The organism is Ancylobacter vacuolatus (assembly GCF_030813595.1).
Lineage (GTDB): Bacteria > Pseudomonadota > Alphaproteobacteria > Rhizobiales > Xanthobacteraceae > Ancylobacter > Ancylobacter vacuolatus.
In genome coordinates, this window is sequence record NZ_JAUSUH010000002.1 from 690,674 (window position 1) to 716,064 (window position 25,391).

Consider the following 25,391-nt stretch of genomic DNA (forward strand, 5'->3'; position numbering starts at 1 on the left):
CGCTCACACTCCCGCATACATACGGCCGGGGCTCAGCACCCGGCCGGGGTCGAAGCCGTTCTTCATCCGGGCGATCAACGCGCCGGTGATCGGGTCGAGCGGCTGGAACACCTCCTCGCGCGCCCGCGCTGCCGCCGAGGCGCGGATCAGCGTCGCATGGCCGCCCCCCGCGCCCGCCACCGCCGCGCGGACGCGCGCGCTGTGCGGCTCAGTGCCCGGCACCTCGACCCAGACCAGCCCGCCGGCCCAGTCATAGAGGCAGCGCGCGCCGATCTCGCGCAGCGCAGCGCCCACTGCGGGCCCGGCCATCGGCGCCACCGAGACGCGCCAGATGGCGGGGGCCGTGTCGAGAGCGCCACCCACCGGGAACGCAAACGGCTCCACATCGCGCACCCCCTGCCAGAAGGCGCGCGAGGCGTCGGCGTCGAGAAAGGACAGCGTGCCATGGGCGCGCAGCATCGCCTCCAGCTTGCCGCGCCGGTGGACGATGGAGGGCTTGACCCCCTCCAGCCGCAGCGCCGTCACCGCCACCCCAGCCCCGGCGACGGCCGGAATCCGGGCAGCGAGTTCGGCCGGCGCATGGGCGGCACCGGACACGTCGTAATAGGAGCCGACCGCTGCGCTCATCACGCCGGCGGCGGCAGCGTCGTCGAGGCCGAGAACCAGCAGCGTCTCCACTGTTTCCGGGCGTGGCAGCACCTTGATGGTAAGTTCGGTAAAGGCGGCGAGCGTGCCATAGGATCCGGAAAGCCCGCGCGGCAGGTCATAGCCGGTGACGTTCTTCACCACCCGCCCGCCCGCCTTGAACGCTTCGGCCCGGCCGGAGACCGCGCGCACGCCCAGCGCATGGTCGCGCGCCGCTCCGGCGCTCGGCCGGCGCGGTCCGGCGAGGTTGCAGGCGATCAGCCCGCCCAGCGTGCCCCCGCCCGGCGCCACGCCCAGCAGCGGGCCGAAATCCATCGGTTCGAAGGCCAGCATCTGCTTGGAAGCGGCGACCAGTCCCTCGATCTCCGCCACGGATGTGCCGGCCTTGGCGCTCAGCACCAGCTCTTCCGGCTCATAGAGGGTGACGCCGGAGAGGCCCTTCAGCTCCAGCGTGGCGTCGGTCTGGATGTGTCGGCCGAGGGGCGCCTTGGAGCCGGAACCGGCGACATCCAGCGTGCGGGCGTTGGAAACGGCCCAGCGCACGGCCTCGACCACATCGGCCTCGTCGCGCGGACACAGCCTCTCGCTCATCTTCAGGCACCTCCCGAAAGCGCGGCGATCCGCGCGGCATGCGTGTTGTGTTCCGCCACCACCGCCGGCTGGTCGATCGTCACCACCTCGCCATGGGCGACCACCGGCCGGCCATGGACATAGGTGAAGGCGGCGCGGCCGGGGGTGCAGAACAAAGCGGCGGCTACAGGATCGGAGAGCCCACCGGCAAAGGCGACATCGTCGAGCCGCAGGGCGAAGAAATCCGCGCACATGCGTGGCGCCAGCGCGCCAATATCTGAGCGCCCGAGCACCGAGGCGCCACCGAGCGTGGCCAGTTCCAGCGCCTGCCGGGCGGTCATCCATTCGCCATCGCGCGAGGGATCGGCGGTGGAGAGCGCGGTGTCCGGCCCCTCGGGCGGGCGCAGGCTGATCTGCAGCCGCGCCAGCAGCATCGCCTGGCGCGCCTCGGCGAGCAGGTTGTTGCCGTCATTGGAGGCCGAGCCGTCCACTCCGATCCCGACCTTCACCCCGGCGCGCCGATAGGCCATCACCGGGGCGATGCCGGAGGCGAGGCGCATATTGGAAGAGGGGCAATGGCACACGCCGACCCCGGCGCCGGCGAAGCAGGAAATCTCGTGGGCGTTGACGTGGACCGCGTGGGCGAACCACACATCCTTCCCCAGCCAGCCCAACTCTTCCATATAGGCGACGGGCCGTTTGCCGAAGTGCGCCAGGGTGAAACGCTCCTCGTCGATGGTCTCGGCCAGATGCGTGTGCAGCCGCACACCCTTTTCCCGCGCCAGCGCCGCGCTTTGGCGCATCAGCTCCGGCGTCACCGAGAAGGGCGAGCAGGGGGCGAGCGCGATCTGCAGCAACGCGCCGGGCGAGGCGTCGTGATAGCGGGCGATGACGCGGGCGCTGTCATTGAGGATCGCGTCCTCTTCCTCGACGCAATCATCGGGGGGCAGGCCTCCCCGGGACTGGCCGAGCGACATCGAGCCGCGCGAGACCATGAAGCGCATGCCGATCTCGCGCGCGGCGCCGATCTGGTCGTCCACCGTGCAGCCATTGCGGAACACATAGGCGTGGTCGAAGCAGGTGGTGCAGCCGGACAGGGCAAGTTCCGCCAGCCCGACCAGCGTCGCGGTGCGCGAGGCCTCCGGCGTGCGCGCCGCCCACAGCCGGTAATGAGCGGCAAGCCAGCGGAACAGATTGACGTTCTGCGCGGCGGGCAGGGCGCGGGTCAGCGTCTGGTCGAGATGGTGATGGGCGTTCACCAGACCGGGGAGCACCACATGGCCGGAAAGGTCCAGCACCTCGTCGGCGCTGGCCGGCAGGCTCCCGCTCGGCCCGACCTCCACGATCATCCCGTCGCGCGCAAAAAGGCCGCCGCCGGCGATCTCGCGGCGGGCGCCGTCCATGGTGACGAGCACCGTGGCGTTGCGGACGAGGAGCGTGGCCATCAGAACCGCGGCAGGTCGGGGAAGGGCAGCTTGCCGCCCGAGACATGCATGCGCCCGAGTTCAGCGCAGCGGTGCAGCACGGGAAACACCTTGCCGGGGTTGAGCAGCGCCTCGGGATCGAAGGCGCATTTCAGCCTTTCCTGATGGGCGAGGTCGATCTCGTTGAACATGGAGGGCATGAGATCGCGTTTCTCGACGCCCACCCCGTGCTCGCCGGTGAGCACGCCGCCCACCTCGACGCAGAGCAGCAGGATGTCGGCGCCGAAGGCCTCAGCCTTTTCCAGCTCGCCGGGCGTGTTGGCGTCGTAGCAGATCAGCGGGTGGAGATTGCCGTCGCCGGCATGGAAGACATTGCCACAGCGCAGGCCGTATTTCTCCGACATCTCCTCCATGCGCTTCAGCACCAGAGGCAGCGCCTTGCGCGGAATGGTGCCGTCCATGCAGAGATAGTCCGGCGAAATCCGCCCCACAGCCGGGAAGGCCGCCTTGCGCCCGGCCCAAAAGGCGACGCGCTCCTCCTCGCTGGTGGAGGCGCGCAGCGTCATGCAGCCGAGCCCGTTGCCGATTTCGGCGACGCGGTCGATCAGATGGTTCACCTCGGCTTCCGGCCCGTCCAGCTCGACGATCAGCAGCGCCTCGACATCAAGCGGGTAGCCGGCGCCGAGGAACGCCTCGGCCGCGTGGACCATCATCTTGTCCATCATCTCCATGCCGCCGGGAATGATGCCGGCGGCGATGATGGCGGCGACGCAGGCGCCGGCCGCCTCGGAAGAGGGAAAGCCCAGCAGCACGGCGCGCGCCGTCTCCGGCTTCTTCAGGATGCGCACCGTGACTTCCGTCACCACGCCGAGCAGGCCTTCCGAGCCAACGATGAGGCCGAGCAGGTCCAGCCCGCCGGAATCGAGGTGCTTGCCGCCGAGGCGGATGACCTCGCCCGTGATCAGCACCATCTCGACGCCAAGCACATTATTGGTGGTGAGGCCGTATTTCAGGCAGTGCACGCCGCCGGAGTTCTCGCCGACATTGCCGCCAATGGTGCAGGCGATCTGCGAGGAGGGGTCGGGGGCGTAATAGAAGCCCTCATGCGCCACCGCTGTGGTGATGCCGAGATTGGTCACGCCCGGCTGGGCGACGACGGTGCGGTTGGCGAAGTCGATGTCGAGGATGCGGTTGAACTTGCCCATGCCGAGCAGGATGCCGTCTTCCAGCGGCAGCGCGCCGCCGGACAGCGAGGTGCCCGCCCCGCGCGGCACCACGGGAATGCCATTGGCATTGGCATAGGCCAGCACCTTGGAAACCTGTTCGGTGGTGGAGGGCAGCACGACGACGAGCGGCAGCTGGCGATAGGCCGTCACCCCGTCGCTCTCGAAGGGGCGCATCTCGGCCTCGGTGTCGATCACCCCCTCGCCGGGGACGATGGCGCGCAGATCGGCAATGATCCGGGCGCGGCGGGCCAGCACATCGGCCCTCGGCGCCGGCATGACGAGACCGGACATGGCGCTCCTCCCAAAGAACGTCTTTTGCGACCGGAACGGGCGAGGTCTGGGCGAGGCCAATGCCGGTCGTTTACGATTTCGAGCCATTCTAGGGAAAAGCGAGGCGCCTTCCTATGGTAAAAAAACTAGACCAAGGATGAATGTTGCGTGTTCTCCCATCGCCAGGGGAGCGCGCGCGTCGGCGCGGCCGCTTCTGTGCGCGATCCAGTCCTTGCGCGCGATCAAGGCAGCGCGCACCTCTAGCACCTAAGGCCAATGCCAAAGGCCGCGCATCACCGCCCGGCCAGGAACAGGGAGACGCGCATGAACGAGGTCACAGCCGGCGCCACCACACGGGCGCTCAGCCGCATCCGCCTGCACCTCGCCCGCTCGAAGGAATTTCCCGAAGGCAGCGCCCGCCATGGCTACGAGTTCATCGCCCCGCTTGATGACGAAGGCCATATTGACGCCGAAGCGTGGAAGGATCTGCGCCCCGCCTGCACCGTCACCCGCTTCTGGGCCAATGAGGCCCCCGAGCATGGCCGGCTGGTGCACCGTGCCGGCGGCGTCGGCGGGTCGAGTTGGGTGTTCGACTATGAGGAGGACGCGAGCGACGACGACGAGACCGGCTATCGCTTCGGCGACCATGCCTTCGTGCCGGGCGAGTATGTCTCGCTGCGCGACGAGGACGGCGACATGCACACCTTCACCGTATTCTCGGTGGTGCCGGCCTGACCGCAGGCCCTCAAAAGGCGACGGCGCGGATGCCCTCTCGGGCCCGCGCCGTTCTCGTCCGCCGCGGGTCGGTCAGTTCGAGGTGCCGGTTCCGGCCGGAGCGGTCGGGACGGCGCTGGGGGCCGAGGCGGTTTCCGTGCCGCCGACCGGCGCCACGGCGCCGCTCTGAGTCGCGGCGGCCGGCGCGGGAATGGCGGGAACGCTCGCAGGGGTGGTGGCCGGGGTCGCCGAGGGAGCGGCCGCTGGGGTCGCCACAGGAGCGACCGGCGCAGCGGCCGAATCGGCGGGCGCCGAAACCGGCTTGGGCACCGGCTTGGCGGCCACGGCGCGCGGGCGCGTAGGGCGCTGGATCATGCCGATGACCCTGTTGTGCAGCTCGGCCGCCTTGTCGATGTTGAAATGGCTGAGCGCGCCCGAGCCCGTCAGGTCGATATTCTCCACACGCGGGCCGGAGACCGCCTTGCCCGAGCCGCCGGCCTGGTAATAATTCACCACCTTGCCGATCTTGGACGAGGCGGTCATGGCGGTCACCGGGTCGAACGTCACCACCAGCGGCACCGGCACGCCGGCGGCGCTCACGCGGTTGCCCATAGTGACGGCGGCGTCGGCGCCGAGGGAATGACCGATGATGATGACGGGCGAGGGACGGCGCTTGCCCATGCTGGCCTGCTCGACCGCGTAGCGGGTGAGCGTTTCCAGATCGACATAGGAATGCACGCTCGCCTCGATGCCGCGCGCGCGCAGCTTGGTGGCGAGGTCGTCCATGCCGAGCGAGAAGATATTGGCCAGCCCGCGCAGCAGATAGACTCGGGGCTGGTTCGCCTGCGCCGGCTTGGACTGCGCATGAGCGGGGGCAGCGAGAGCAAGGGCGAGCACGGCGACAACGGCGAGGCACACGGCCAAGACCCGCGAAAACTTCATGTCACAAATCCCGAAAAGACCGTCTGACTTCATGCTCTGGGGCCCCGACCCTTGCAAATAGATTCTAAATCGCCGCCGCTTTGCCGACGTCCTGATGCCGATGGGCAACAGTGGCGGCGGGACGCTTCGCCGCGCGTCCTGCGAGTGCCGCGGGCCCGGCGCCCCCTTGCCAGCTTCTCGCGAGCATGCAACCCACTTGGCGGCGCGGAGTTCCCCCGCAGCGGTGGTAGACGGCGGGGTCAGGTGAGGGAGCAGGCCCGGTGACAGCGAATGCGACGGCCCCGGCCGCCGGCAAGGCCTTTTACGATCATCCGCTGCGCGCCCCGGTGCTGGCGGAGCTGCATGCCCGCCCCTTTGTGGCGGTCTCGACCCCGGCCCGCATCCTGCACGTCGCCTTTCTGGTCGACCGCGCCCAGGCGATCGCCGACCGCGCCGCCTTCGCCAGCCTGTGCCTGGCGCGCGGCCAGCCGGCGCCGGGTCGCGACGCCAAGCAGCACCGCGTGGCCTTCGGCCGCTTTGTGCTGCGCTGGGAGCGCCACGCCGAATTCACCACCTACACCTGGGAAGTGCCGGCCGAGGATGTGGTGGAGGGCGGCCTGCCCTTCCAGCCCTCCGGCGCCAGCCTTGCCGATGTGCTTACCCAGCTGCCCCAGCCGGGGCCGCTGCTGGTGGCGGTGGACCTGCATCTGGTGACGGACACCGCCGATGCGCTCCCGCTCGACCGGTTGTTCGACCGCACCAGCCTCGCCCGTTCGGATGTCGAGGACGGCTTTGCCGAGATCGCTACCGATTTCCAGCCCGACCCCTCCGGCTTCGTCCGGATCCTGGTGCGCGATCGCGGCATGACCGACGATGCCGCCGGCGCGCTGGTGCAGCGTGTGCTGGAAATCGAGACCTACCGCACCCTCGCCTTGCTCGGCCTGCCGGAGGCGCAGCGCCTCGCCCCCACCGTGGCGCATAGCGAGAACGAGCTTTCCACCCTCACCGAGCAGATGCGCCAGAGCGAGGGGCTCGCGGCCAACAACAAGCTGCTCAACGCGCTGACCGGCCTTGCCGCGCAGTTGGAAGCGGACGCCGCCGCCTCGCTGTTCCGCTTCGGCGCCACCCGCGCCTATGAGGAGATCGTCTCCTCGCGCCTGCGCACCATCGGCGAGCGGCCCATTTCGGGCTATCCTACCTGGCAGCAATTCCTGTTGCGCCGGCTGCAGCCGGCGATGCGGACCTGCCAGGCGATCGAGCAGCGCCAGGCCAATCTGTCGGTCAAGCTCACCAGCGCCGCCAATCTGCTGCGCACCCGCGTGGACGTGGAGCTGGAACAGCAGAACCGCGATCTGCTGCGGAGTATGAACGCCCGCGCGCGGATGCAGCTGCGCCTGCAGCAGACCGTCGAAGGGCTCTCCGTTGCCGCCATCTCCTATTATGTCATCAGCCTGCTGCACTACGCGCTGGAGGGGCTGCACACGCGCGCCGAGGCAGCCGGGCTGCATTACGATGTCGGCGTCGCTACCGCCGTCGCCGTGCCTCTGGTGGTGCTGCTGATCTGGTCGGTGGTGCGCAGCATCCGCCGCGGCCATGCCGAGGACGACGCCTGAGCCGACAGGCCTTCACGAAACGTCGGTGCCAACGCCGGCAGACCTTAGCGCACCGTCGGTGCCAGCGCCGACAGGCCCTCGCGAAAGGTTGGGTAGCGCAGCGCGCCGCCGAGCAGCGCATGCAACCGGCCATTGCTCACCCGCCGGTTGTCGGACCAGAAGGACAGCGCCATGGCGGACATACGCGGGGCGGCCTCCTCGAATCTCTCCGGCGCCGGCGGCGGCAGGTCGAGCAGTGCCGCGGCAAAGCGGACCGGCGCACAGGAGGGCGAGGGCTCGTCGTCCACCACATTCACTACCCCGTCGAAATGCCGCGCGATGGCGGCATGGATGGCGCCGGCGATGTCGTCGACATGGATGCGGTTGAACACCTGCCCCTCGCGCTCGATGCAGCGAGCAGTGCCGTCCGCCACGTCGATCAGCGCATTGCGGCCGGGGCCGTAAATGCCGCCGAGCCGCAGCACCGCCACCGGACGCCCGGCGCGGCGGCCGAGATCCTGCCAGCCGGCCTCCGCCTCAATGCGGCGGCGGGCGCGCGGGGCGGTGGCGGCGGCGGGCGCGTTCTCGTCGATCCACGCGCCGCTGGAATCGCCATAGACGCCGATGGTGGAGAGATAGACCAGCGGCCCCTTTCCTTCCGCCAGCGCCTCCCCGAGCGGTCCGAGAAAGGGATCGCCCGCCTCCCCCGGTGCGGCCGAGACAAGCACGGCATCGGCGGTTCCGGCCGCCTCAAGCAATGCCGGCGACGGCGGGCCATCGACGCGCAGCATTTCCATGCCGGGGAAGGGCTCTTCACTGCGGCTGGTGCCGATGCGCCGGGCGAAGGCGTAGCCATGCAAGTCAACGAAGCGCTGGGCGCAATAGCCGTGCCCCAGGCAGAGCAAGGTTCCGTTCATGATTGCTCTCCCGTTCCACAGGCCCGTGCCTGTCGCCATTCCTCGCGCACGTCTCCGTCCGTCTCGCCGGCATAGGCGGCGCGAAGGGCGGTGAATTCGGTCGGCGGCAGTAGGCGGGATAGCGCCCACACCGCCGCGCCCCGCACCAGCGGGTGCGCGTCGTCCAGATGCCGCTCGGCTTCCGCTGCGAGGCTGGCGTCGCCGGAATTACCGATCGCCACCAGCACGTTGCGCAGGAATCGGGCTCGGCCGATGCGCTTGACCGGGCTCTTCGAGAAGCGCGTCCGGAACGCGGCATCGTCGAGCCGGGCGAGTTCCGCCAGTGCGGGGGTGCGGTTTTCCGCGCGCGCGGAAAGTCGCACCTCGCGGCCCAGCGCGGCGAACTTGTTCCAGGGGCAGGCGGCGAGACAATCGTCGCAGCCATAGATGCGGTTGCCGACCAGCGGGCGTAGCTCGCGGGGAATGGCGCCCTTCAGCTCGATGGTGAGATAGGAGATGCAGCGGCGCGCGTCGATCTGGTACGGCGCCGGAAAGGCCCCAGTCGGGCAGGCGTCGAGGCAGGCGCGGCAGGAGCCGCAATGGTCGACCTCCGGCACATCTGCAGGCAAGGCTAGATTGGTGGCGATGGCGCCGAGGAAAAGCCAGGAGCCCTTGTCGCGCGAGACGAGATTGGTGTGCTTGCCTTGCCAGCCGAGCCCCGCCGCCTGCGCCAGCGGCTTTTCCATCAGCGGTGCGGTATCGACGAACACCTTGACCTCGACCGCGCCCGGTGCCCCGGCGCGCGGCACGAAACGCGAGGCGATGCGCTTGAGCTTGCCCTTGATCAGCTCGTGATAGTCGTCGCCGCGGGCATAGACCGAGATCGCCCCGCGCGCGCGTTCCGCAAGGATGACGCGCGGGTCCTCGTCCGGCCCGTAATTCAGCCCCAGCATCAGGAGCGAGGCGACATCCGGCCACATATTGGCGGGCGCGGCGCGGCGCACCGCAGTTTCGGGCATCCAGTCCATGTCGCCATGCGCACCCTCGGCGATCCATTGCTGAAGGCGCGGGCCAGCTGCGGGAATGGCATCGGCAGCCGCGATCCCCATCGCGTCGAAGCCTTCCTCGCGGGCCAGCGCGAACAGATAGTCCCTGGCCGCTTCCGGCGTCAGAAATCCAGATCCGCGTAGCACGGCGCCGGCGGCATGCCCGCCATGGTCAGCGCGAGCAGGGGCCGGAACGCGGGACGCGACTTGATGCGCGCGTACCAGATCTTCGCTCCCTCATCCTCTTCCCAGGGCACGTCGCCGAGATAGTCGACACTGGAAATATGCGCGGCGGCGGCGAGGTCGGCATAAGTCATCCGCTCGCCAGCGAGCCAGTTCCGCGCCTTCAGCAGCCAGCCGATATACTGCAGATGATAGCGGATATTGGCCCGCGCGGCACGGATGATGGCCATGTCGGGCGGACCGCCGCCGAGTTCGCGCGGGGTGTAGCGCTTGTACACCTTCTCGCGCACCAGCGGCTCGGACACTTCGGCGAAGAATTTGTGGTTGAACCAGGAGGAGAGCCGGCGCACCTCGACCCGCTCGCCAATATGCACGGGCAGCAGGCGCCGCGTGCCCAGTGCGCTGCCGCGGGTCTCGTCGAGATATTCGGTGATCGGGTCGATGCCCGGCACCACGAAGCCGTCATCCTCCACCAGAACGGGGGTGGCGCCCGCCGGGTCGAGCATCAGGAAATCGGGCCGGCGTTCCCACACCCGCTCTTCGATCAGTTCCGGCTCGATGCCCATCTCGCCGAGGGCGAGGCGCACGAGACGCGAATGGGCGCAGAAGGGATGGTGATAGAGCTGCATTTTCCGGGAGGGTTTTCGCGGACCGTCGGCAGGCGGCGCCTGAAATCGGTCTAGAAGGGTTCGCGCCTCATCGCAAGCCATAGCGGCGTCAACATGGCGGGCGAGGCCGGCGGCGGCGATGAACCCAGCGGCCGTTTTCGGGTTATGGTGTCCACAGGGTTAACGGGGGAGGCCAAACGCCATGGACGGCACGGGGCAAACTGGGCGGCCGAACGGCATCTTTATCTGGAACGAGCTGAACAGCCGCGACATCCCGGCCGCCAAGGCATTCTACGCCGCCGCGCTGGGCTGGAGCTTCACACCGATGCCCATGCAAGGGAGCACGGACTACTGGATCATCCGCCAGGGCGAGGCGCAGATTGGCGGCATCTTTCCTTTGGAGGGGCCGGAATTCGACGGGGTGCCGGAGCACTGGCTGTCCTATATCGCGGTCGACGACGTCGATGCGCGGTGCGAGAAGGCGCTGGCCGCCGGCGGTACCGTGCTGCGCGCGCCGTTTAATGTGCCGGATGTCGGCCGCATCGCCATCGTGCGCGATTCGCAAGGCGCCGTTGCCGGCTGGATGACGCCGATGACGTGACCTCATCCGGCGGGTTGGACACCTCTAACCTACCGTTATTCCAGACGATTCGGTCGATCCGTTACGTCTGTGCCATATATGTGCCGCTATCTGGCCGTGCGCCGCGCGGCGGTCGCCCTCGTTCCATGCCTAATTCCTGGGGAAGATCGACACGATGCAGTTCCATATCCCGGTTCCCGCCATTCGCGCCTGCGGCTTCTCCCTTCGCGAGGGGAGTCCCGAATTCGACGATGTGGGCACCGGGCTCGACGAGGCGGAAGCGCTGGGCGTCGATATGGTGGAGCTACCGGTCTATGCTTGGCACCTGGTGGTGAACGGGCGCATCCTCGACAATCGGCTGAAGGATCTGGTCCAGGCGCTCCAGGGACGCCGGCTCGGCTACAGCGTGCACGGCGCTCTGGCGGTCAACCTGATGGACTTGCCCGAGCGCCTTTCGCGCCATGAGCAGGTGCTCGCCGCTCATATCGACATCGCGGCCGCCATTGGCGCCCAGCACCTCGTCGTCCACACCGGCTTCGTGCGTGACCCGGATGACGACCTCGAAGTCGCCTATTCCCGCCAGCGCGACGCTCTTGCCCGCGCCGGCGACCATGCGGCGGCCAATGGGGTGACGCTGTGCGTGGAGAACATCTTCCGTTTTGTTCACGCTCGCGAGACGGCCACCCCGGCCAAGCTCGCCGGCGAGCTCTCGGCGATCGACCACCCGGCGGTGAAAGCGACGCTCGATGTGAGCCACGCCTATATCCGCTGCACCGATGCCCGGCTTGATCCCATCGCCGAGATGGCGGCGCTGGCGCCGCATGTCGCCCATTTCCACCTGCACGATTCCTTCGGCCGCCCCAATGAGCGCCGGCCGGGCGACCTGTGGTTCTACGACCCGGCCGAGGCGGTGGCCTTTGGCGAGGGCGATCTGCACCTGCCGATCGGCTGGGGTGGCATCGACTGGGACGCGGTTGTGCAGATGGTGCGCCCCCCTGCCGGCGCTGTCGCGATGCTGGAGCTGAACCCCCGCCACTGGCGCGAGCTGAAGGACCAGGTGGCCGTGCTGCGGGCTCTCGCCGGGCGCTTCCAGCCGGCATTCGTGCCCGCCTTGTGAGAGCCGCGCCGCCCCCGGCGGCCCCCGCGCCGGGCGAGGCTTTCGCGCGGCGCATCTTTTCCCCGCACGCTGCTTCTTGCGGCGGAAACGGCCGCCCCCTATATCGGCCACGAACGGCGCGGATAGCGTCGTACCCAATTGTTTGGGGGCCGGTCCGGGGGCACGGCATACAGTCCGTTCCTCTCCGGGTGCTTCAAGAAGGTCCGGCCGGCCTGCCGGAAGGAGAAACATATGTCTAAAGTCATCGGCATCGATCTCGGCACGACCAATAGCTGCGTCGCGGTCATGGAAGGCTCGACCCCAAAGGTGATCGAGAATGCGGAAGGCGCGCGTACCACGCCCTCCATCGTTGCCTTCACCGAGGATGGCGAGCGCCTCGTCGGCCAGCCGGCCAAGCGCCAGGCGGTTACGAACCCCGAGCGCACCTTCTTCGCGGTGAAGCGCCTCGTCGGGCGCCGCTATGAAGACCCGATGGTCGAGAAGGATAAGAAGCTCGTCCCCTACCAGATCGTTCGCGGCGACAATGGCGATGCGTGGCTGGAATCGGACGGCAAGAAGTATTCGCCCTCGCAGATCTCCGCCTTCACGCTGCAGAAGATGAAGGAGACGGCCGAGGCCTATCTCGGCGCCAAGGTCGACAAGGCAGTCATCACCGTCCCGGCCTATTTCAACGACGCCCAGCGCCAGGCCACCAAGGACGCCGGCCGCATCGCCGGCCTCGAAGTGCTGCGCATCATCAATGAGCCGACCGCGGCCGCTCTCGCCTATGGCCTCGACAAGAAGCAGGCCGGCACGATCGCGGTCTACGACCTCGGCGGCGGCACCTTCGACGTCTCGATCCTGGAGATCGGCGACGGCGTGTTCGAGGTGAAGTCTACCAATGGCGACACCTTCCTGGGTGGCGAAGACTTCGACATGCGGCTCGTCACCTATCTCGCCGACGAGTTCAAGAAGGAGCAGGGCATCGACCTGCGCAACGACAAGCTCGCCCTGCAGCGGCTGAAGGAAGCCGCCGAAAAGGCCAAGATCGAGCTGTCGAGCGCGGCCCAGACCGAGATCAACCTGCCGTTCATCACGGCGGATGCCTCCGGCCCCAAGCACCTGACCATGAAGCTCACCCGTGCCAAGTTCGAGGCGCTGGTGGACGACCTGATCCAGCGCACCATGGAGCCCTGCAAGAAGGCGCTCAAGGATGCCGGACTCACCGCCGGGCAGATCGACGAGGTCGTTCTCGTCGGCGGGATGACCCGCATGCCCAAGGTGCAGGAAGTGGTGAAGCAGTTCTTCGGCAAGGAGCCCCACAAGGGCGTCAACCCGGACGAAGTGGTCGCCATCGGCGCCGCGATCCAGGCCGGCGTGCTCGCGGGCGACGTGAAGGACGTGCTGCTGCTCGACGTGACCCCGCTCTCGCTCGGCATCGAGACGCTGGGCGGTGTGTTCACCCGCCTGATCGATCGCAACACCACCATCCCGACCAAGAAGAGCCAGGTCTTCTCCACCGCTGAGGACGGCCAGACGGCGGTGACGATCCGCGTCTTCCAGGGCGAGCGTGAAATGGCGGCGGACAACAAGATCCTCGGCCAGTTCGATCTCGTCGGCATCCCGCCGGCGCCGCGCGGCGTGCCGCAGGTCGAGGTCGCCTTCGACATCGACGCCAACGGCCTGGTCAATGTGTCGGCCAAGGACAAGGGCACCGGCAAGGAGCAGCAGATCCGCATCCAGGCCTCGGGCGGGCTGTCGGATAGCGACATCGACAAGATGGTGAAGGACGCCGAGGCGCACGCCGAGGAAGACAAGAAGCGGCGCGCCGCCGTCGAGGCCAAGAACCACGCCGAGGCGCTGATCCACTCGACCGAGAAGTCGCTCGCCGATTATGGCGACAAGGTCGGCGCGCCCGAGAAGGCCGCGATCGAGACCGCCCTTGCCGATCTCAAGGCGGCGATGGAAGGCGATGATGGCGAGGCGATCGTCGCCAAGACCAACACGCTGGCGCAGGCCTCCCTCAAGCTCGGCGAGGCGATGTACGCCTCCCAGCAGGGCGATGCCGGCGGCGACGAGGCGCCGAAGGACGATGTGGTGGACGCCGAGTTCACCGAGGTCGACGACGACAAGAAGAAGTCGGCCTGATCGACATCTGAGCACCGCCCCCGGACTCCGTTCCGGGGGCGGATTTCTTTCCGTGGCCGCGCGGCCGGTGCCGCAGCCGCCACGGGTAGCATAAGCCCGGCACGCAGGATCATCGCTGGGGCGTCCTCCGGCAGCTTTCCTGCATGGCGGCCGGGACCGCCCGCCGCGGGAAGCGCCGGCGGCGGCCAAGGATGCGACGGCACAGCGACCCATGTCCAAACGCGACTATTACGAACTCCTCGAAGTCACCCGGACCTGCAGCGATGGCGAGCTGAAGAGCTCCTATCGCAAGCTGGCGATGAAGTGGCATCCCGATAAGAATCCCGGCAATGGTGACGCCGAGGTTCGGTTCAAGGAAATCAGCGAGGCCTACGACGTCCTCAAGGACCCGCAGAAGCGGGCCGCCTATGACCGTTTCGGCCACGCCGCCTTCGATGGCGGCATGGGCCAGCCCGGCGGGCCGGGCTTCGGCTCCGACTTCGCCTCGACCTTCTCCGACATTTTCGATGACCTGTTCGGCATGTCCGGCGGCAGGCGCGGCGCGGCTAGCGGCGGCGGACGCGGCGGGCGCGAGCGCGGGGCGGATCTGCGCTACAACATGGAAATCACGCTGGAAGAGGCGTTCTCCGGCAAGGACGCCACCATCCGCCTGCCGACCTCGATCGTCTGCGAAACCTGCTCGGGCACCGGCGCCAAACCGGGCACCCAGCCCACCACCTGCCGTACCTGTTCTGGCTCCGGGCGCATTCGCCAGGCCCAGGGCTTCTTCACCCTGGAGCGTACCTGCCCGACCTGCCAGGGACGCGGCCAGGTGATCGAGGACCCATGCCCGGCCTGCGACGGCGCCGGTCGCACCACCAAGGAGCGCACACTGGAAGTGGGCATTCCGGCCGGGGTCGAGGACGGCACCCGTATCCGTCTCGGCAATGAGGGCGAGGCCGGGGTGCGCGGCGGCCCGCCGGGCGACCTCTACATCTTCCTGTCGCTCGCCCCGCACGATTTCTTCCAGCGCGACGGCGCGGACCTGTTCTGCCGGGCGCCGATCTCCATGGTCACCGCCGCGCTCGGGGGCACCTGCGAGGTGCCGACCATTGATGGCGAGACCACGAAGGTCAAGATTCCCGAGGGTACGCAGTCAGGCAAGCGTTTCCGCCTGTCCGGCAAGGGGATGCCGGTACTTCGTAGCCGCACGCGCGGCGACATGTATGTTCAGGTTGTCGTCGAAACGCCGCAGAACCTGACGCGACGTCAGCGCGAACTTCTGAGCGAGTTCGATGCCGAATGTTCAAAGGACACCCATCCGGAATCGAGCGGCTTCTTCGCCCGGGTGAAGGATTTCTTTGCCGGGGATGCCGAATAAGCGGCGAAACGTAATCAGCGCGTCATCGCGAGGCCTTAACAGGAGGCCGTCCGGCCTCTAATGTTGGCTCCGGTCTCCTGTCGCGCGTCCCTTGCCTCTTCGCGTCGCCTCGCTGCCCTCGCCTCGCCACCGTGCGTTGCCGCGCCTTCCCGCCACGGCTTACCGGAATCGAAGTCGCATGCTCCATCGTTCTGCCTGCCCCTCGCCGAAAGAGCGCCCCGACGAAGTCCGCTTCCTCCAGTCCTGGCTGCAGAACCCGCTTCGTACCGGCGCTGTCTCGCCCTCCGGCCGTGCCCTTGCGCGTACCATGGCGAGCTTCGTCGACCCCGAGCAGGATGGTCCGGTGATCGAGCTTGGGCCAGGTACCGGCCCGGTGACGACGGCACTGATCGCCCGCGGCGTCGCGCCCGAGCGGCTGGTGCTGATCGAGTACAACCCGGAATTCTGTAAGCTGCTGCGCCTGCGCTTCCCCGCTGCCACCGTCATACAGGGCGATGCCTATAACATGGCGCGCACGGTTGAGAGCCATCTCGACCGGCCCTCGGCGGCCGTGGTGTCCAGCCTGCCGCTGTTCACCCGCCCGGCCCCCGAGCGCCATGGCCTGCTGGACCAGGCCTTCGGCCTGTCCGTGCCGCGCGCGCCCTTCATCCAGTTCACCTATGCCGTCGTCTCGCCCGTGCCACTGGCGCCGGAGCGGTTCGACGCCCATGTCAGCCAGCGCATCTGGGCCAACCTCCCGCCCGCCCGCGTCTGGGTGTATCGTTCCAACACCCACCACGCGCCGACGCCGGAGCTGAGCGCGGCCGAGGCGTAAGACTGGCCGCACCGGCCGCGTCATCGCAGGAGCTCCCATGCGCCAGCCCCGTATTCTCGTCTTCGCCGGCTCCATCCGTACCGGCTCTTTCTCCGCCAGCCTTGCCGCGCTGGCGGCGAAGGAACTGGCGCTGATGGAATGCGAGCCGGTGCTGCTGTCGCTGGCCGACTACCCGATGCCGATCTATGACGGCGACCTCGAAGCCAGCGAGGGCGTGCCTGCCGCCGCCAGGCAGCTGCGCGACCAGCTGGCCCGCGCCGACGGCGTGTTCATCGCCACCCCCGAATACAATGCCGGCCTGCCGCCATTGCTGAAGAACGCGCTCGACTGGGCGAGCCGGGTGCGCGATGGCGAGGGCGACGCCTTCAAGGGCCCGGTCTACGCCATCGGCTCCTCCTCGCCCGGCGGGATGGGCGGCTATCGCGCCGCCATGATGCTGCGACAGACGCTGGCGCTCGGCCTCGGCTGCCTCGTCCTGGGCGAGCAGGTGATGCTGGCGGGCGCGTCCAGTGCCTTCGATGCGCGCGGCGACTTCAAGGACGAGAAGGCGCGCGAGAGGTTGCGCGCGGTGATGACAGCGCTTATCGAGCAGGCGGCGCTGCGGGCGGGTCTGCGCGCCTAGATAGGCCGGAGCATTTTCTCCTCGCAAGAGTCAGCCAATTTTTGCGGAAGATGCTTAAGCGCGGAGACCGTCTTCATGCACGCCCCTGTTTCCGATCCGCGCGACCGGCTCATTGTCGCGCTCGACCTGCCCTCGGTCGGGGCGGCGGAACGCATCATCTCCCGTCTCGGCGACACGGTGAGCTTCTACAAGATCGGCTATGAGCTCGGCTTTGCCGGCGGCCTCGGCCTTGCCCGCGAGCTGGTCGCCGATGGCCGCAAGGTGTTCATCGACTTCAAGCTGCACGACATCGGCAACACGGTGGCGCGCGGCGTCGCCAGCCTCGCTGCGCTCGGCGCCAGCTTTGCCACCGTCCACGCCTACCCCCAGACCATGCGCGCGGCGATGGAAGGCAAGGGGGCGAGCCCGCTGCGCATTCTCGCCGTCACCGTGCTCACCTCCTATGACGAGGCCGACCTCACCGAGGCCGGCTATGGCGCCGGCGTCGCGCAAACGGTGGCGCGCCGGGTGGCGCAGGCGCGCGAGATCGGCATTGACGGCATTGTCTGCGCCCCCACCGACGCCGCCTCGGTGCGCATGGCGCTGGGCGAGAGGGGCGCCATCGTCACCCCCGGGGTGCGTCCGGACGGCAGCGATGTCGGTGACCAGAAGCGCATCGCCACGCCGCTCGCCGCCATCCGCGCCGGGGCCGACCATCTGGTGGTCGGCCGGCCGATCGTCGCCTCGCCCGATCCCGCTGCTGCCGCCCGTGCCGTGCAGGCCGAGATCACCCGCGCGCTTTCCTGAACCCACGCAGAAGGACCGAGAACAATGGCCAAGGGCTACTGGATCAGCCGCCTCGATGTGCACGATACCGACGGTTACAAGCCCTATCTGCAGGGCGCGGAGCCGGCGATCGCCGCCTTTGGCGGCCGGTTCCTGGTGCGTGGCGGCACGCCGGAGGCGCTGGAGGGGACCGCCCGCGCCCGCAATGTCGTGGTGGAGTTCAAGGATTACGAGACCGCGCTCGCCTGCTTCCATTCGCCGGAATACCAGGCTGCCTATGTCAGCCGCGTCGCCGCCTCGCAGGGCGAGCACCTCATTATTGAGGGCTATGAGGGCGACCAGCCGGCGGCCGCGACGATTGAGGGGCCGGCGGCTGGGCCCGGCACCGGCTATTGGGTGATGCGGATCGACGTGCACGACATGGAAACCTACAAGTCCTATGTCGCCGCCGACGCCATCGCCATTGCCAAGTACGAGGGCTGGTTCGTGGTGCGCGGCGGGCGGCACGAGGGCGTGCACGGCGAGGCCCGCTCGCGCAATGTGCTCGTCGCCTTCAAGGATCTGGCGACGGCGCTGGCCTGCTACCATTCGCCGGAGTACCAAGCGGCGCTGGCCTTCCGCAGCAAGGCGGCGGTGGCCGAGGTGATCGCTATCGCCGGCCTGTGACGGGCGCCCGCTCTTGCGCAAAATGAGGCGGGTGCTTCGGCGAGAGCGTGCAGGATGGGCAAATGCGCAAGCTCGCGGGGCTTTGTGAGGTTGGTCGATGCGTCGGCGATGGACAACCCGAAAGAGTCCTGCTATGTGCCCTCACCCTGATTGGCTGCCCGCCATCCCGTAGGTTTCGGGAGACCCGCGCCAATCGCCAGAATTCAACGATGCGCGATACGCGAAGCACGAAAGAGGAAGACACGTGCAGGTTCTCGTTCGGGACAACAACGTCGATCAGGCCCTCAAGGCGCTGAAGAAGAAGATGCAGCGCGAAGGCATCTTTCGCGAGATGAAGCTGCGCGGGCACTACGAGAAGCCGTCCGAGAAGCGCGCTCGCGAGGAGGCCGAGGCCGTCCGTCGCGCGCGCAAGCTGGCCCGCAAGCGCGCCCAGCGCGAAGGTCTGCTGCCCTCGAAGCCCAAGGTCGTTCCCGGCGGTCCCCGCTGAGACGACGCTGCGCGGTCCCGCTCGGGGCTGGCAGGATCGGAGAGATTTCCAAGCGCGGTGACGCCAGTCGCCGCGCTTCTTGCGTTGGGAGAATGGGCCGCATGACCTTCCCTTGCACCGTGTCGGACCTGCGCGAGGTTCCGGCTTTTGCCCCCGTCGTGGCCGACCGCGTCTGGCGGGCTTGGTGGGAGGCGCAGGGCGTACCGCTGGCCGCCTTGCGCGCCCGGCTCGACGAGAGCCTCGGGCCGAGCCCGGTGCCGACCACCTTCGTCGCGCATGAAACCGAACGTTTCCTCGGCTGTGTCGCGCTCATCGCCAGCGATGTCGACCAGCGCCCCTTGCTGACGCCGTGGGTCGCCGCGCTCTGGGTGGAGCCGGACGTGCGCAGGCATGGGATCGGCGACGCGTTAATGGCGCGCGCGACGCAGGCAGCCTTCGGCGCGGGCCACGAGCATGTGTACCTGGCCGCAGAGGCGCAACTGGCGCCCTACTATGTGGCGCGCGGCTGGGCGCTCATCGAATCCGATGTCGACGGGCTGGAGATCTTCGTCCGGCGAAACGGCTAGACGCGCTGCCTTCGCCCGGCGTGGCGACTACTGGCGGTTATAGGGGATCGTGTACTCGCCGGCGCGGATGCGCTCGGCCAGGCGCTCGGCAAAGCCGGCGGCGGCTTCCTCGCCATAGGTGGCGACCATGGAGCGGATGGCGGTGAACAGGGCCGCCTGGGCAAGGCAGTCCTCGTCAAGACCGTCATAGACGGCCTCGTTCCACGCCTCATCGAGGTAGGCGAGCGCGGCATGGCGCTCGTCCTCGTGAGCCTGGTCGGCCTTGTCGTCGATATCGAGCGTTCCAGGAAGCTGAGACAAACCAAACCCTCCGCGTGCCGGGTTCCCGCCCCGCGGGGCACGCAACGCCGAAACCTTAGCATGCCCCGGCGGCCCGTCCGCTCAAGAATTGAAGGACGGTTAATTTGCCGCGGCATAAATGCGACAGGTGTGACATAATCGTTCCGCCGGATGGCAGCGGGGCGCGGTTCAGTTGCTGCCGTAACGGGTTGCAACATCACGGGCGAGCTTGGCGCCGGTCTCCAGATAGCGCTGGCTGGCCAGTTCCGCCGAGGGCGTGCACACGCGGTAGACTTGGCGGTAGCTTTCATAGCCGGTGTTGAAAGCGCTGGTGAGCTGGCCGCGACGGTCGCCCGATGACGCCTCGATGTCGAGCATGGCCTGCATCTCGTCGCGCCAGCGCGTCGCTTCGGCGGCTCCGCACAGGGGGCGCAGATAATGTAGCGCGCCGAGAATTTCGGCCAGATGCAGCAGTTCGGCCTCGTAGGGCGGGGCACCGCCCTGGGTCGCCTGCGCCAGTGCCGGTCGTGGCGAGGCGAGGACAAGCCCCGCCAGCAGGGCGGCAGACAACAGGGGGGCGAGCGGGGAGCGTAGCATCCGCCTGTGGTGCGCCGGCGCCGCGCGGGCGTCAAGAGCCGCCGTCGCGGCCTATTGCGACTCCGGCGTGTCCGTGGCACGCGCCAGCAGGAAGGCGGCTGCGACGATATCAGCGAGGCCGGGCGTGGTCTCCTGCGGCAGGGCGGCCGGATGGAACCAGCCGACTTCCGACGCTTCCGGCCCCTCCTGAGGCTCGCCCTGGACCCAGCGCGCGGCATGGCTGACCACGACGAAATGGGCGGCAAGCGCGCCGTCCGGATCGCGCTGGATGATGTCGAGCGCGCCGGCGACGCCGAGAATCTCGCAGGCGACGCCCACCTCCTCCATCACCTCGCGCGCGGCGGCTTGCGCCAGCGTTTCGCCCGGCTCCACCCGTCCGCCCGGCAAGGTCCACAGCCCCAGCGAAGGGGGGCGGCCGCGCCTGGCCAGCAGCAGCCGTCCGTCGCGAAAGACGGCGGCGCTGGTGGCGAGCACGGGGCGGGGCGTGTGCGGCATGTCGGGCGTCCGGTGAGCGATTCGCCGCCATCCTATCCGTTTTCGCGCCCGGTGCTCTAAGCGGCGGGGCTTGACCGCGCCCGATTGGAGCCGCATTCGAATCGGAAGGTCGGCAAGGATTCACGTGGCGGAGTAAACCATGGGCAAGACGGCGAAGGACGGACACTGCGCCCGGCACCCGCGCGTCCCGGCCCTGCTTCTCGCCGGGGTGACGCTCCTCGGCAGCCTGGCGGCGGCGCAGGCCACCACGCCCGCCCGCCCGCCCGCCGCGCCCGAGAAGAGCGACCCCGCCTGCGCATCCTATGGCGCCGGCTTCACTCGTCTGGCCGGCTCCTCCACCTGCGTGAAGATCAGCGGCAGCGTGCAGACCGACCTCTATTCCACCGATGTGAACAGCACGAGCCGGGTCGACGCCCTCGCGCCGGGGCTGAAGAGCAAATAGCCGCGCATCAGCGCCCGAACAGAGCAAAATAACGCGCGATCACTCCGGCGTACGTCCGGGTGAGCGCTGCGACCTCGTCGATGGGTGTCGATTCGTCCACCGCATGCATGCTGGTGCCCACCAGACCGAATTCGACCACCGGGCAGCAATCCTTGATGAAGCGGGCATCCGAGGTGCCGCCCGTGGTGGAGAGCTCCGGCCGGCGGCCGGTCGCCTCCGCGATCGCCTCGACCACGAGATCGACGAAATCGCCCGGGGCGGTGAGGAAGCTGTCGGAGGAGCGGGCCTCGAAGGCGAGGGTGAAACGCACCTCATTGCCGGCCGCCGCCACCATGCGGCGTTCGATTTCGGCGGCGAGCGTGTCGGGCGTCCACAGGTCGTTGAAGCGGATGTTGAAGCGCGCCCGCGCCTCGGCAGGAATGACGTTGAAGGCCGGGTTGCCGACATCGACCGAGATGACTTCGAGATTCGACGCCTGAAAATGCGCGTTGCCGCCGTCGAGCGGCTCGGCCTTCAGCGCGGCGAGCAGCTTTACCATGCCGGGGATGGGGTTCTCGGCGAGATGGGGATAGCCGACATGGCCCTGCCGGCCGTGCACGAAGAGCGTGCCGGAGAGCGAGCCGCGCCGCCCGATCTTCACCATGTCGCCCAGTGCTGCCCGCGAGGTGGGCTCGCCCAGCACGCAATGCTCGATGCGTTCGTCGCGATCCGCGAGCCAGCGCAGCAGCTTCTCTGTGCCGTTGATGGCCGGGCCTTCCTCGTCGCCGGTGAGCAGGAAAGAGATCGAGCCGGGCAGGTCCGCATGGTCGGGGTCGTGGCCATGGGCGCCGGCGAAATCGAGCCCGGCGGCGATGAAGGCGGCAACGCCGCCCTTCATGTCCACGGCGCCGCGGCCATAGATCAACCCGTCCTGGATCGCCCCCTCGAAGGGCGGAAAGCGCCAGTGGGTGGGATCACCGGGCGGCACCACGTCGGTATGGCCGGCAAAGCACAGATTGGGACCGCGCGTGCCGAAGCGGGCGTAGAGATTTTCCACATCCGGCGTGTCAGGGCTGGTGAGCGTCACCCGGTGGGTGGCGAAGCCGGCATTGGAGAGCAGAGCGTCGAGATAGGCCAGCGCGCCTCCCTCAGCGGGTGTCACCGAGGGACAGCGGATGAGCGTACGCAGTATGTCGACGGGGTCAGCCGGGGCATGGAAGGAAGGCGCGGTGGCGGTCATAAAACGTCCTCTGGCGGAGTCTCCGGAGCCGGCAACCATCTGTTTAGCGGTCATCCCCGGGCTTGTCCCGGCCATCCACGCCTTCCTGCGGAGCCGAAGACATGGATCCCCGGGGCAAGCCCGGGTATGACGGCCAGGGACACGACCGCCTGACGAGAGCGGCCCACGGGCCGCCCGTCCTCAATCGCGCAGCAGGTCGTTGATCGAGGTCTTGGAACGGGTCTGCTCATCCACGCGCTTGACGATCACCGCGCAATAGAGCGAGGGCCCCGGCTGGCCGTTCGGCAGCGGCTTGCCGGGCAGGGCGCCGGGCACGACGACCGAATAGGCCGGCACTTCGCCGATGAAGACCTCGCCGGTGGCGCGGTCGATGATCTTGGTGGTGGCGGAGATGAACACGCCCATGGAGAGCACCGCGCCGCGGCGGACGATGACGCCCTCGACCACTTCCGAGCGGGCGCCGATGAAGCAGTCATCCTCGATGATGACCGGGCCGGCCTGCAGCGGCTCCAGCACGCCGCCAATGCCGACGCCGCCGGACAGATGTACGTTCTTGCCGATCTGCGCGCAGGAACCGACGGTGGCCCAGGTGTCGACCATCGAGCCGGCATCGACGCGGGCGCCGAGATTCACGAAGGAGGGCATCAGCACCACATTCGGCGCGATGAAGGCGGAGCGGCGGACGATGGCGCCGGGCACAGCGCGGAAGCCTGCCGCGCGGAACTCGCCCTCGCCCCAGCCCTCGAACTTGGAGGGCACCTTGTCCCACCAGTGCGCGCCGCCGGGAGCGCCGGGAATGGCGGTCATGTCGTTGAGGCGGAAGGAGAGCAGCACTGCCTTCTTCAGCCACTGGTTGACCGTCCAGTGGCCGTCCGCGCCCGGCTCGGCGACGCGCGCCTTGCCGGCATCGAGCAGGGCCAGCGCCTCGTTTACCGCGTGGCGAATGTCGCCGCCGGTCTCGAAGTTAACCTCGGCCCGGTTGTCGAAGGCGGTCTCGATGATGCTCTGAAGCTGGCTCGACATGTCACTCTCCGCTGTTCGCCGGTCTTGTCCGGTCGCGGGGCGCTTCTGTCAACGGGGATGTGGGGCGGGAGTGTTGGGCGAATCGCCTGCGCGCCGTCATCCTGAGGTGCGAGCACAGCGAGCCTCGAAGGATGGATCTCGGATGGGGCAGCTGAATATCCTTCGAGGCCCAGCGAAACGCCGGGCACCTCAGGATGACGGACCTCAAGGTTGGAGCCGTCAGGTTCTGCCAACGATGGGCCTCCTAGACCCGAAGGCTGTTGAGGAACGCCGTCAGATCGTCCGTCACCACGTCGATATGGGCGCCGTCGCGGCCCTCATGCTCCCATGCCTCGCGATCGGCGGGGTTCACGGCGAGGCCCGGTGGCACCACCAGCACGGTCCGCATGCCCAGCATGGCCGGCACTTCGAGGTTGCGGGCGAGATCTTCGAACATCGCCGCGCGGGTGGGATCGACATCGAAACGAGTCAGGAAGCCGCGATAGGCGGTCTCCTGCGGCTTGGGGTGAAACTCGGCGGCGACGATGTCGTGCACATCGGCGAAATGCTCGGAGATGCCGAGCTTGTCGAGAACCTGGTCGGCATGACCGCGCGAACCATTGGTGTAGACCAGCTTGCGGCCCGGAAGCGCGCCGAGCGCCTCGCCCAGCGCGGGGGCGGCCTCCAGGCTGGCGAGGTCGATGGCGTGGACATGGGCGAGGAAGTCGTCCGGGTCCATCGCGTGCTCGATCATCAGCCCGCGCAGCGACGTGCCGTATTTTTTGTAATAGCCCTTCTGCAGTGCGAAGGCCTCGTCCAGCGTCAGGCCGAGGAAGTTCGCGATATAGGCGCGCATCTTCATGTCGATCTGCCGCCACAGGTCGAGCCCGGGCGGGTAGAGCGTGTTGTCGAGGTCAAACACCCAGGTCTCGACATGGGAGAAGTCGACAGGTGCGGCGGCGGCGGGGGATGTCGTCATGGCGTCCTCATTAGCGAAGACCGAGCCGCGGGGCGAGGCCTTCGTCATCCCGGCCGTAGCGCAGCGAAGAGCCGGGACCGTGTGCGGGACGTCATGCCCGGGCTTGGTCCGGGCATCCACGACGTCGTTCCCGCGCGTCCGCCAAAGACGTGGATCCCCGGGACGACGGCCATGATGCTCTCAGCGCGTGATCAGTGTGCCGGCGCCGTGGTCGGTCAGCAGTTCCAGCAGCACCGCATGGGCCACCTTGCCGTCGAGGATCACCACCCCCTCCACGCCCTGCTCCAGCGCATAGATGCAGGTTTCCACCTTCGGGATCATGCCGCCGGAAATGGTGCCGTCGGCGATCAGCGCGCGCGCCTGGGCGATGGTCAGTTCCTTGATGAGCTGCTTGTCGCGATCGAGCACGCCGGGCACGTCGGTCAGCAGCAGCAGCCGCTTGGCGCCCAGAGCCCCGGCGATGGCGCCGGCAAAGGTATCGGCATTGACGTTGAAGGTGCCGCCGCCCTTGCCGGTGGCGACCGGGGCGAGCACGGGGATCAATTCGCGGCCCAGGATCTGGTCGAGCACGGTGGTGTCCACCGTCTCGGGCTCGCCGACGAAGCCGAGGTCGATCACCTGCTCGATGTTCGAATCGGGATCACGCACCGAGCGCGTCACCTTGGAGGCGACGACCATGTTGCCGTCCTTGCCGGACAGGCCCAGCGCCTTGCCGCCGGCCTCGTTGATGAAGCCGACGAGAGATTTGTTGATCGAACCGGCCAGAACCATCTCGACGATTTCGACGGTGGCCTTGTCGGTAATGCGCAGCCCGGCGGCGAATTCCGACTTGATGCCGAGCTTGGCCAGCATGGCGCCGATCTGCGGCCCGCCGCCATGCACCACGACCGGGTTCACGCCCGATTGTTCGAGCAGCACGATGTCCTGCGCGAAGTCCCGCGCCACCTGCTCGTCGCCCATGGCGTGGCCGCCATATTTCACCACGATGATGGCGTCGTCATAGCGCTGCATGTGCGGCAGGGCCTGCACCAGCACGCGGGCCTTGGTGTGGTCGTCAATGGTCTCGGAGGTCATGGGCAGGTCCGTTCACACGGGAGCGGGAATGAGACAGGCGCGTGGCCGCGCGGGCGGCCGGATGGGGAGTGCCCTTCTAGCCGATTTCGATGACGCTTCTCAATC

The 25,391-nt window shown here is 68.3% G+C and carries 27 protein-coding genes and 1 pseudogene; 14 read left to right on the forward strand and 14 right to left on the reverse strand.

Features of this window, described 5'->3' with window-relative positions:
* Positions 1-3: 3 nt before the first annotated feature.
* Genes J2S76_RS07205 through J2S76_RS07215 form a run of 3 tightly spaced genes read right to left on the reverse strand, consistent with a single transcriptional unit; the run spans position 4 to position 4,156 of the window.
* Positions 4-1,236 (reverse strand): FAD-binding protein, encoded by a 1,233-nt coding sequence (locus tag J2S76_RS07205; protein ID WP_307058902.1) that lies wholly within the window; start codon positions 1,234-1,236, stop codon positions 4-6.
* Positions 1,237-1,238: 2 nt separating this feature from the next.
* A complete protein-coding gene (locus J2S76_RS07210) occupies positions 1,239-2,660 on the reverse strand; it encodes an 8-oxoguanine deaminase (protein ID WP_307058904.1) in 1,422 nt (473 codons plus the stop codon).
* Positions 2,660-4,156 carry an FAD-linked oxidase C-terminal domain-containing protein gene (locus J2S76_RS07215; protein ID WP_307058906.1) on the reverse strand — a complete coding sequence of 499 codons (1,497 nt, stop codon included), beginning with the start codon at positions 4,154-4,156 and terminating at the stop codon, positions 2,660-2,662. Before J2S76_RS07215 ends, J2S76_RS07210 begins: the two co-directional genes overlap by 1 nt.
* A 303-nt stretch (positions 4,157-4,459) precedes the next feature.
* Here J2S76_RS07215 and J2S76_RS07220 point away from each other — a divergent pair, with 303 nt between their 5' ends.
* Positions 4,460-4,870: a hypothetical protein gene (locus J2S76_RS07220; RefSeq protein WP_307058908.1), complete on the forward strand. Its 411-nt coding sequence runs from the start codon at positions 4,460-4,462 to the stop codon at positions 4,868-4,870.
* A gap of 72 nt (positions 4,871-4,942) precedes the next feature.
* Here the strand turns inward: J2S76_RS07220 and J2S76_RS07225 are convergent, their stop codons facing one another.
* Entirely contained in the window at positions 4,943-5,791 is an 849-nt protein-coding gene (locus tag J2S76_RS07225; RefSeq protein ID WP_307058910.1) for a class III extradiol ring-cleavage dioxygenase family protein, read from the reverse strand.
* A gap of 260 nt (positions 5,792-6,051) precedes the next feature.
* Between J2S76_RS07225 and J2S76_RS07230 the strand changes: the two genes are divergently transcribed.
* Positions 6,052-7,383, forward strand: a complete 1,332-nt coding sequence (locus tag J2S76_RS07230) for a DUF3422 family protein (RefSeq protein ID WP_307058911.1) — start codon at positions 6,052-6,054, stop codon at positions 7,381-7,383.
* A gap of 44 nt (positions 7,384-7,427) precedes the next feature.
* Here J2S76_RS07230 and J2S76_RS07235 read toward each other — a convergent pair whose 3' ends face one another.
* Genes J2S76_RS07235 through J2S76_RS07245 form a run of 3 tightly spaced genes read right to left on the reverse strand, consistent with a single transcriptional unit; the run spans position 7,428 to position 10,116 of the window.
* On the reverse strand, positions 7,428-8,279 hold the full coding sequence (locus J2S76_RS07235; RefSeq protein WP_307058913.1) for an NAD-dependent epimerase/dehydratase family protein: 852 nt from the start codon (positions 8,277-8,279) through the stop codon (positions 7,428-7,430).
* Positions 8,276-9,451 carry a tRNA epoxyqueuosine(34) reductase QueG gene (queG, locus tag J2S76_RS07240; RefSeq protein WP_307058915.1) on the reverse strand — a complete coding sequence of 392 codons (1,176 nt, stop codon included), beginning with the start codon at positions 9,449-9,451 and terminating at the stop codon, positions 8,276-8,278. The genes J2S76_RS07235 and queG overlap by 4 nt, the downstream gene beginning before the upstream one ends.
* On the reverse strand, positions 9,427-10,116 hold the full coding sequence (locus tag J2S76_RS07245) for a glutathione S-transferase family protein (RefSeq protein ID WP_307058917.1): 690 nt from the start codon (positions 10,114-10,116) through the stop codon (positions 9,427-9,429). Before J2S76_RS07245 ends, queG begins: the two co-directional genes overlap by 25 nt.
* Positions 10,117-10,297: 181 nt before the next feature.
* Between J2S76_RS07245 and J2S76_RS07250 the strand changes: the two genes are divergently transcribed.
* The 11 genes and pseudogenes from J2S76_RS07250 (at position 10,298) to J2S76_RS07300 (ending at position 19,199) form a co-directional block, all read left to right on the forward strand.
* Entirely contained in the window at positions 10,298-10,696 is a 399-nt protein-coding gene (locus J2S76_RS07250; RefSeq protein ID WP_307058918.1) for a VOC family protein, read from the forward strand.
* A 154-nt stretch (positions 10,697-10,850) separates the two neighbouring features.
* Positions 10,851-11,792 carry a sugar phosphate isomerase/epimerase family protein gene (locus J2S76_RS07255; RefSeq protein ID WP_307058920.1) on the forward strand — a complete coding sequence of 314 codons (942 nt, stop codon included), beginning with the start codon at positions 10,851-10,853 and terminating at the stop codon, positions 11,790-11,792.
* A 231-nt stretch (positions 11,793-12,023) separates the two neighbouring features.
* Positions 12,024-13,919: a molecular chaperone DnaK gene (gene dnaK / locus J2S76_RS07260; RefSeq protein WP_307058922.1), complete on the forward strand. Its 1,896-nt coding sequence runs from the start codon at positions 12,024-12,026 to the stop codon at positions 13,917-13,919.
* 211 nt (positions 13,920-14,130) lie between these two features.
* Complete coding sequence (gene dnaJ, locus J2S76_RS07265; RefSeq protein WP_307058924.1) at positions 14,131-15,279, forward strand: molecular chaperone DnaJ; 1,149 nt, start codon at positions 14,131-14,133, stop codon at positions 15,277-15,279.
* Between the two features lie 178 nt (positions 15,280-15,457).
* Positions 15,458-16,093, forward strand: coding sequence for a class I SAM-dependent methyltransferase (locus J2S76_RS07270; protein WP_307058926.1), 636 nt, complete (start codon positions 15,458-15,460; stop codon positions 16,091-16,093).
* A gap of 37 nt (positions 16,094-16,130) precedes the next feature.
* Positions 16,131-16,715, forward strand: a complete 585-nt coding sequence (locus tag J2S76_RS07275) for an NADPH-dependent FMN reductase (protein WP_307058929.1) — start codon at positions 16,131-16,133, stop codon at positions 16,713-16,715.
* Between the two features lie 75 nt (positions 16,716-16,790).
* Complete coding sequence (gene pyrF / locus J2S76_RS07280) at positions 16,791-17,501, forward strand: orotidine-5'-phosphate decarboxylase (protein WP_307058931.1); 711 nt, start codon at positions 16,791-16,793, stop codon at positions 17,499-17,501.
* Between the two features lie 24 nt (positions 17,502-17,525).
* Positions 17,526-17,825, forward strand: a pseudogene (locus J2S76_RS07285) (DUF1330 domain-containing protein); the annotation flags it as partial.
* A 51-nt stretch (positions 17,826-17,876) separates the two neighbouring features.
* Positions 17,877-18,146 carry a DUF1330 domain-containing protein gene (locus tag J2S76_RS07290; protein ID WP_307059146.1) on the forward strand — a complete coding sequence of 90 codons (270 nt, stop codon included), beginning with the start codon at positions 17,877-17,879 and terminating at the stop codon, positions 18,144-18,146.
* Between the two features lie 244 nt (positions 18,147-18,390).
* Positions 18,391-18,633, forward strand: a complete 243-nt coding sequence (gene rpsU / locus J2S76_RS07295; protein ID WP_018388665.1) for a 30S ribosomal protein S21 — start codon at positions 18,391-18,393, stop codon at positions 18,631-18,633.
* 101 nt (positions 18,634-18,734) lie between these two features.
* On the forward strand, positions 18,735-19,199 hold the full coding sequence (locus tag J2S76_RS07300; RefSeq protein ID WP_307058934.1) for a GNAT family N-acetyltransferase: 465 nt from the start codon (positions 18,735-18,737) through the stop codon (positions 19,197-19,199).
* Positions 19,200-19,226: 27 nt separating this feature from the next.
* Here the strand turns inward: J2S76_RS07300 and J2S76_RS07305 are convergent, their stop codons facing one another.
* The 3 genes from J2S76_RS07305 to J2S76_RS07315 form a co-directional block, all read right to left on the reverse strand.
* On the reverse strand, positions 19,227-19,499 hold the full coding sequence (locus tag J2S76_RS07305; protein ID WP_018388667.1) for a hypothetical protein: 273 nt from the start codon (positions 19,497-19,499) through the stop codon (positions 19,227-19,229).
* Between the two features lie 168 nt (positions 19,500-19,667).
* Positions 19,668-20,075 carry a TIGR02301 family protein gene (locus J2S76_RS07310; RefSeq protein WP_307058936.1) on the reverse strand — a complete coding sequence of 136 codons (408 nt, stop codon included), beginning with the start codon at positions 20,073-20,075 and terminating at the stop codon, positions 19,668-19,670.
* 51 nt (positions 20,076-20,126) lie between these two features.
* Positions 20,127-20,570, reverse strand: coding sequence for an NUDIX hydrolase (locus tag J2S76_RS07315; protein WP_307058938.1), 444 nt, complete (start codon positions 20,568-20,570; stop codon positions 20,127-20,129).
* Between the two features lie 139 nt (positions 20,571-20,709).
* Here J2S76_RS07315 and J2S76_RS07320 point away from each other — a divergent pair, with 139 nt between their 5' ends.
* On the forward strand, positions 20,710-21,012 hold the full coding sequence (locus tag J2S76_RS07320; RefSeq protein WP_307058940.1) for a hypothetical protein: 303 nt from the start codon (positions 20,710-20,712) through the stop codon (positions 21,010-21,012).
* Between the two features lie 7 nt (positions 21,013-21,019).
* On the opposite strand, the gene dapE is transcribed toward J2S76_RS07320, so the two are convergent.
* The 4 genes from dapE to argB form a co-directional block, all read right to left on the reverse strand.
* Positions 21,020-22,231: a succinyl-diaminopimelate desuccinylase gene (gene dapE / locus J2S76_RS07325; protein ID WP_307058942.1), complete on the reverse strand. Its 1,212-nt coding sequence runs from the start codon at positions 22,229-22,231 to the stop codon at positions 21,020-21,022.
* A gap of 180 nt (positions 22,232-22,411) precedes the next feature.
* Positions 22,412-23,254, reverse strand: a complete 843-nt coding sequence (gene dapD, locus J2S76_RS07330; protein WP_307058944.1) for a 2,3,4,5-tetrahydropyridine-2,6-dicarboxylate N-succinyltransferase — start codon at positions 23,252-23,254, stop codon at positions 22,412-22,414.
* A gap of 244 nt (positions 23,255-23,498) precedes the next feature.
* Positions 23,499-24,212 carry a pyrimidine 5'-nucleotidase gene (locus J2S76_RS07335; RefSeq protein WP_307058947.1) on the reverse strand — a complete coding sequence of 238 codons (714 nt, stop codon included), beginning with the start codon at positions 24,210-24,212 and terminating at the stop codon, positions 23,499-23,501.
* Positions 24,213-24,392: 180 nt separating this feature from the next.
* Positions 24,393-25,286, reverse strand: coding sequence for an acetylglutamate kinase (gene argB, locus J2S76_RS07340; RefSeq protein ID WP_018388674.1), 894 nt, complete (start codon positions 25,284-25,286; stop codon positions 24,393-24,395).
* Positions 25,287-25,391 lie beyond the last annotated feature (105 nt).

What these genes read in the sequence shown, in the direction of transcription:
- J2S76_RS07275 (WP_307058929.1), top strand. Translation starts at nt 16,131, where the DNA reads ATGCGCCAGCCCCGTATTCTCGTCTTCGCCGGCTCCATCCGTACCGGC.
- J2S76_RS07235 (WP_307058913.1), bottom strand. Translation starts at nt 8,279, where the DNA reads ATGAACGGAACCTTGCTCTGCCTGGGGCACGGCTATTGCGCCCAGCGC.
- dapE (WP_307058942.1), bottom strand. Translation starts at nt 22,231, where the DNA reads ATGACCGCCACCGCGCCTTCCTTCCATGCCCCGGCTGACCCCGTCGAC.
- J2S76_RS07300 (WP_307058934.1), top strand. Translation starts at nt 18,735, where the DNA reads ATGACCTTCCCTTGCACCGTGTCGGACCTGCGCGAGGTTCCGGCTTTT.
- J2S76_RS07270 (WP_307058926.1), top strand. Translation starts at nt 15,458, where the DNA reads ATGCTCCATCGTTCTGCCTGCCCCTCGCCGAAAGAGCGCCCCGACGAA.
- J2S76_RS07245 (WP_307058917.1), bottom strand. Translation starts at nt 10,116, where the DNA reads ATGCAGCTCTATCACCATCCCTTCTGCGCCCATTCGCGTCTCGTGCGC.
- J2S76_RS07220 (WP_307058908.1), top strand. Translation starts at nt 4,460, where the DNA reads ATGAACGAGGTCACAGCCGGCGCCACCACACGGGCGCTCAGCCGCATC.
- J2S76_RS07205 (WP_307058902.1), bottom strand. Translation starts at nt 1,236, where the DNA reads ATGAGCGAGAGGCTGTGTCCGCGCGACGAGGCCGATGTGGTCGAGGCC.
- dnaJ (WP_307058924.1), top strand. Translation starts at nt 14,131, where the DNA reads ATGTCCAAACGCGACTATTACGAACTCCTCGAAGTCACCCGGACCTGC.
- J2S76_RS07225 (WP_307058910.1), bottom strand. Translation starts at nt 5,791, where the DNA reads ATGAAGTTTTCGCGGGTCTTGGCCGTGTGCCTCGCCGTTGTCGCCGTG.
- dnaK (WP_307058922.1), top strand. Translation starts at nt 12,024, where the DNA reads ATGTCTAAAGTCATCGGCATCGATCTCGGCACGACCAATAGCTGCGTC.
- J2S76_RS07320 (WP_307058940.1), top strand. Translation starts at nt 20,710, where the DNA reads ATGGGCAAGACGGCGAAGGACGGACACTGCGCCCGGCACCCGCGCGTC.
- J2S76_RS07255 (WP_307058920.1), top strand. Translation starts at nt 10,851, where the DNA reads ATGCAGTTCCATATCCCGGTTCCCGCCATTCGCGCCTGCGGCTTCTCC.
- dapD (WP_307058944.1), bottom strand. Translation starts at nt 23,254, where the DNA reads ATGTCGAGCCAGCTTCAGAGCATCATCGAGACCGCCTTCGACAACCGG.
- J2S76_RS07310 (WP_307058936.1), bottom strand. Translation starts at nt 20,075, where the DNA reads ATGCTACGCTCCCCGCTCGCCCCCCTGTTGTCTGCCGCCCTGCTGGCG.
- J2S76_RS07250 (WP_307058918.1), top strand. Translation starts at nt 10,298, where the DNA reads ATGGACGGCACGGGGCAAACTGGGCGGCCGAACGGCATCTTTATCTGG.
- pyrF (WP_307058931.1), top strand. Translation starts at nt 16,791, where the DNA reads ATGCACGCCCCTGTTTCCGATCCGCGCGACCGGCTCATTGTCGCGCTC.
- J2S76_RS07315 (WP_307058938.1), bottom strand. Translation starts at nt 20,570, where the DNA reads ATGCCGCACACGCCCCGCCCCGTGCTCGCCACCAGCGCCGCCGTCTTT.
- argB (WP_018388674.1), bottom strand. Translation starts at nt 25,286, where the DNA reads ATGACCTCCGAGACCATTGACGACCACACCAAGGCCCGCGTGCTGGTG.
- J2S76_RS07335 (WP_307058947.1), bottom strand. Translation starts at nt 24,212, where the DNA reads ATGACGACATCCCCCGCCGCCGCCGCACCTGTCGACTTCTCCCATGTC.
- J2S76_RS07210 (WP_307058904.1), bottom strand. Translation starts at nt 2,660, where the DNA reads ATGGCCACGCTCCTCGTCCGCAACGCCACGGTGCTCGTCACCATGGAC.
- J2S76_RS07215 (WP_307058906.1), bottom strand. Translation starts at nt 4,156, where the DNA reads ATGTCCGGTCTCGTCATGCCGGCGCCGAGGGCCGATGTGCTGGCCCGC.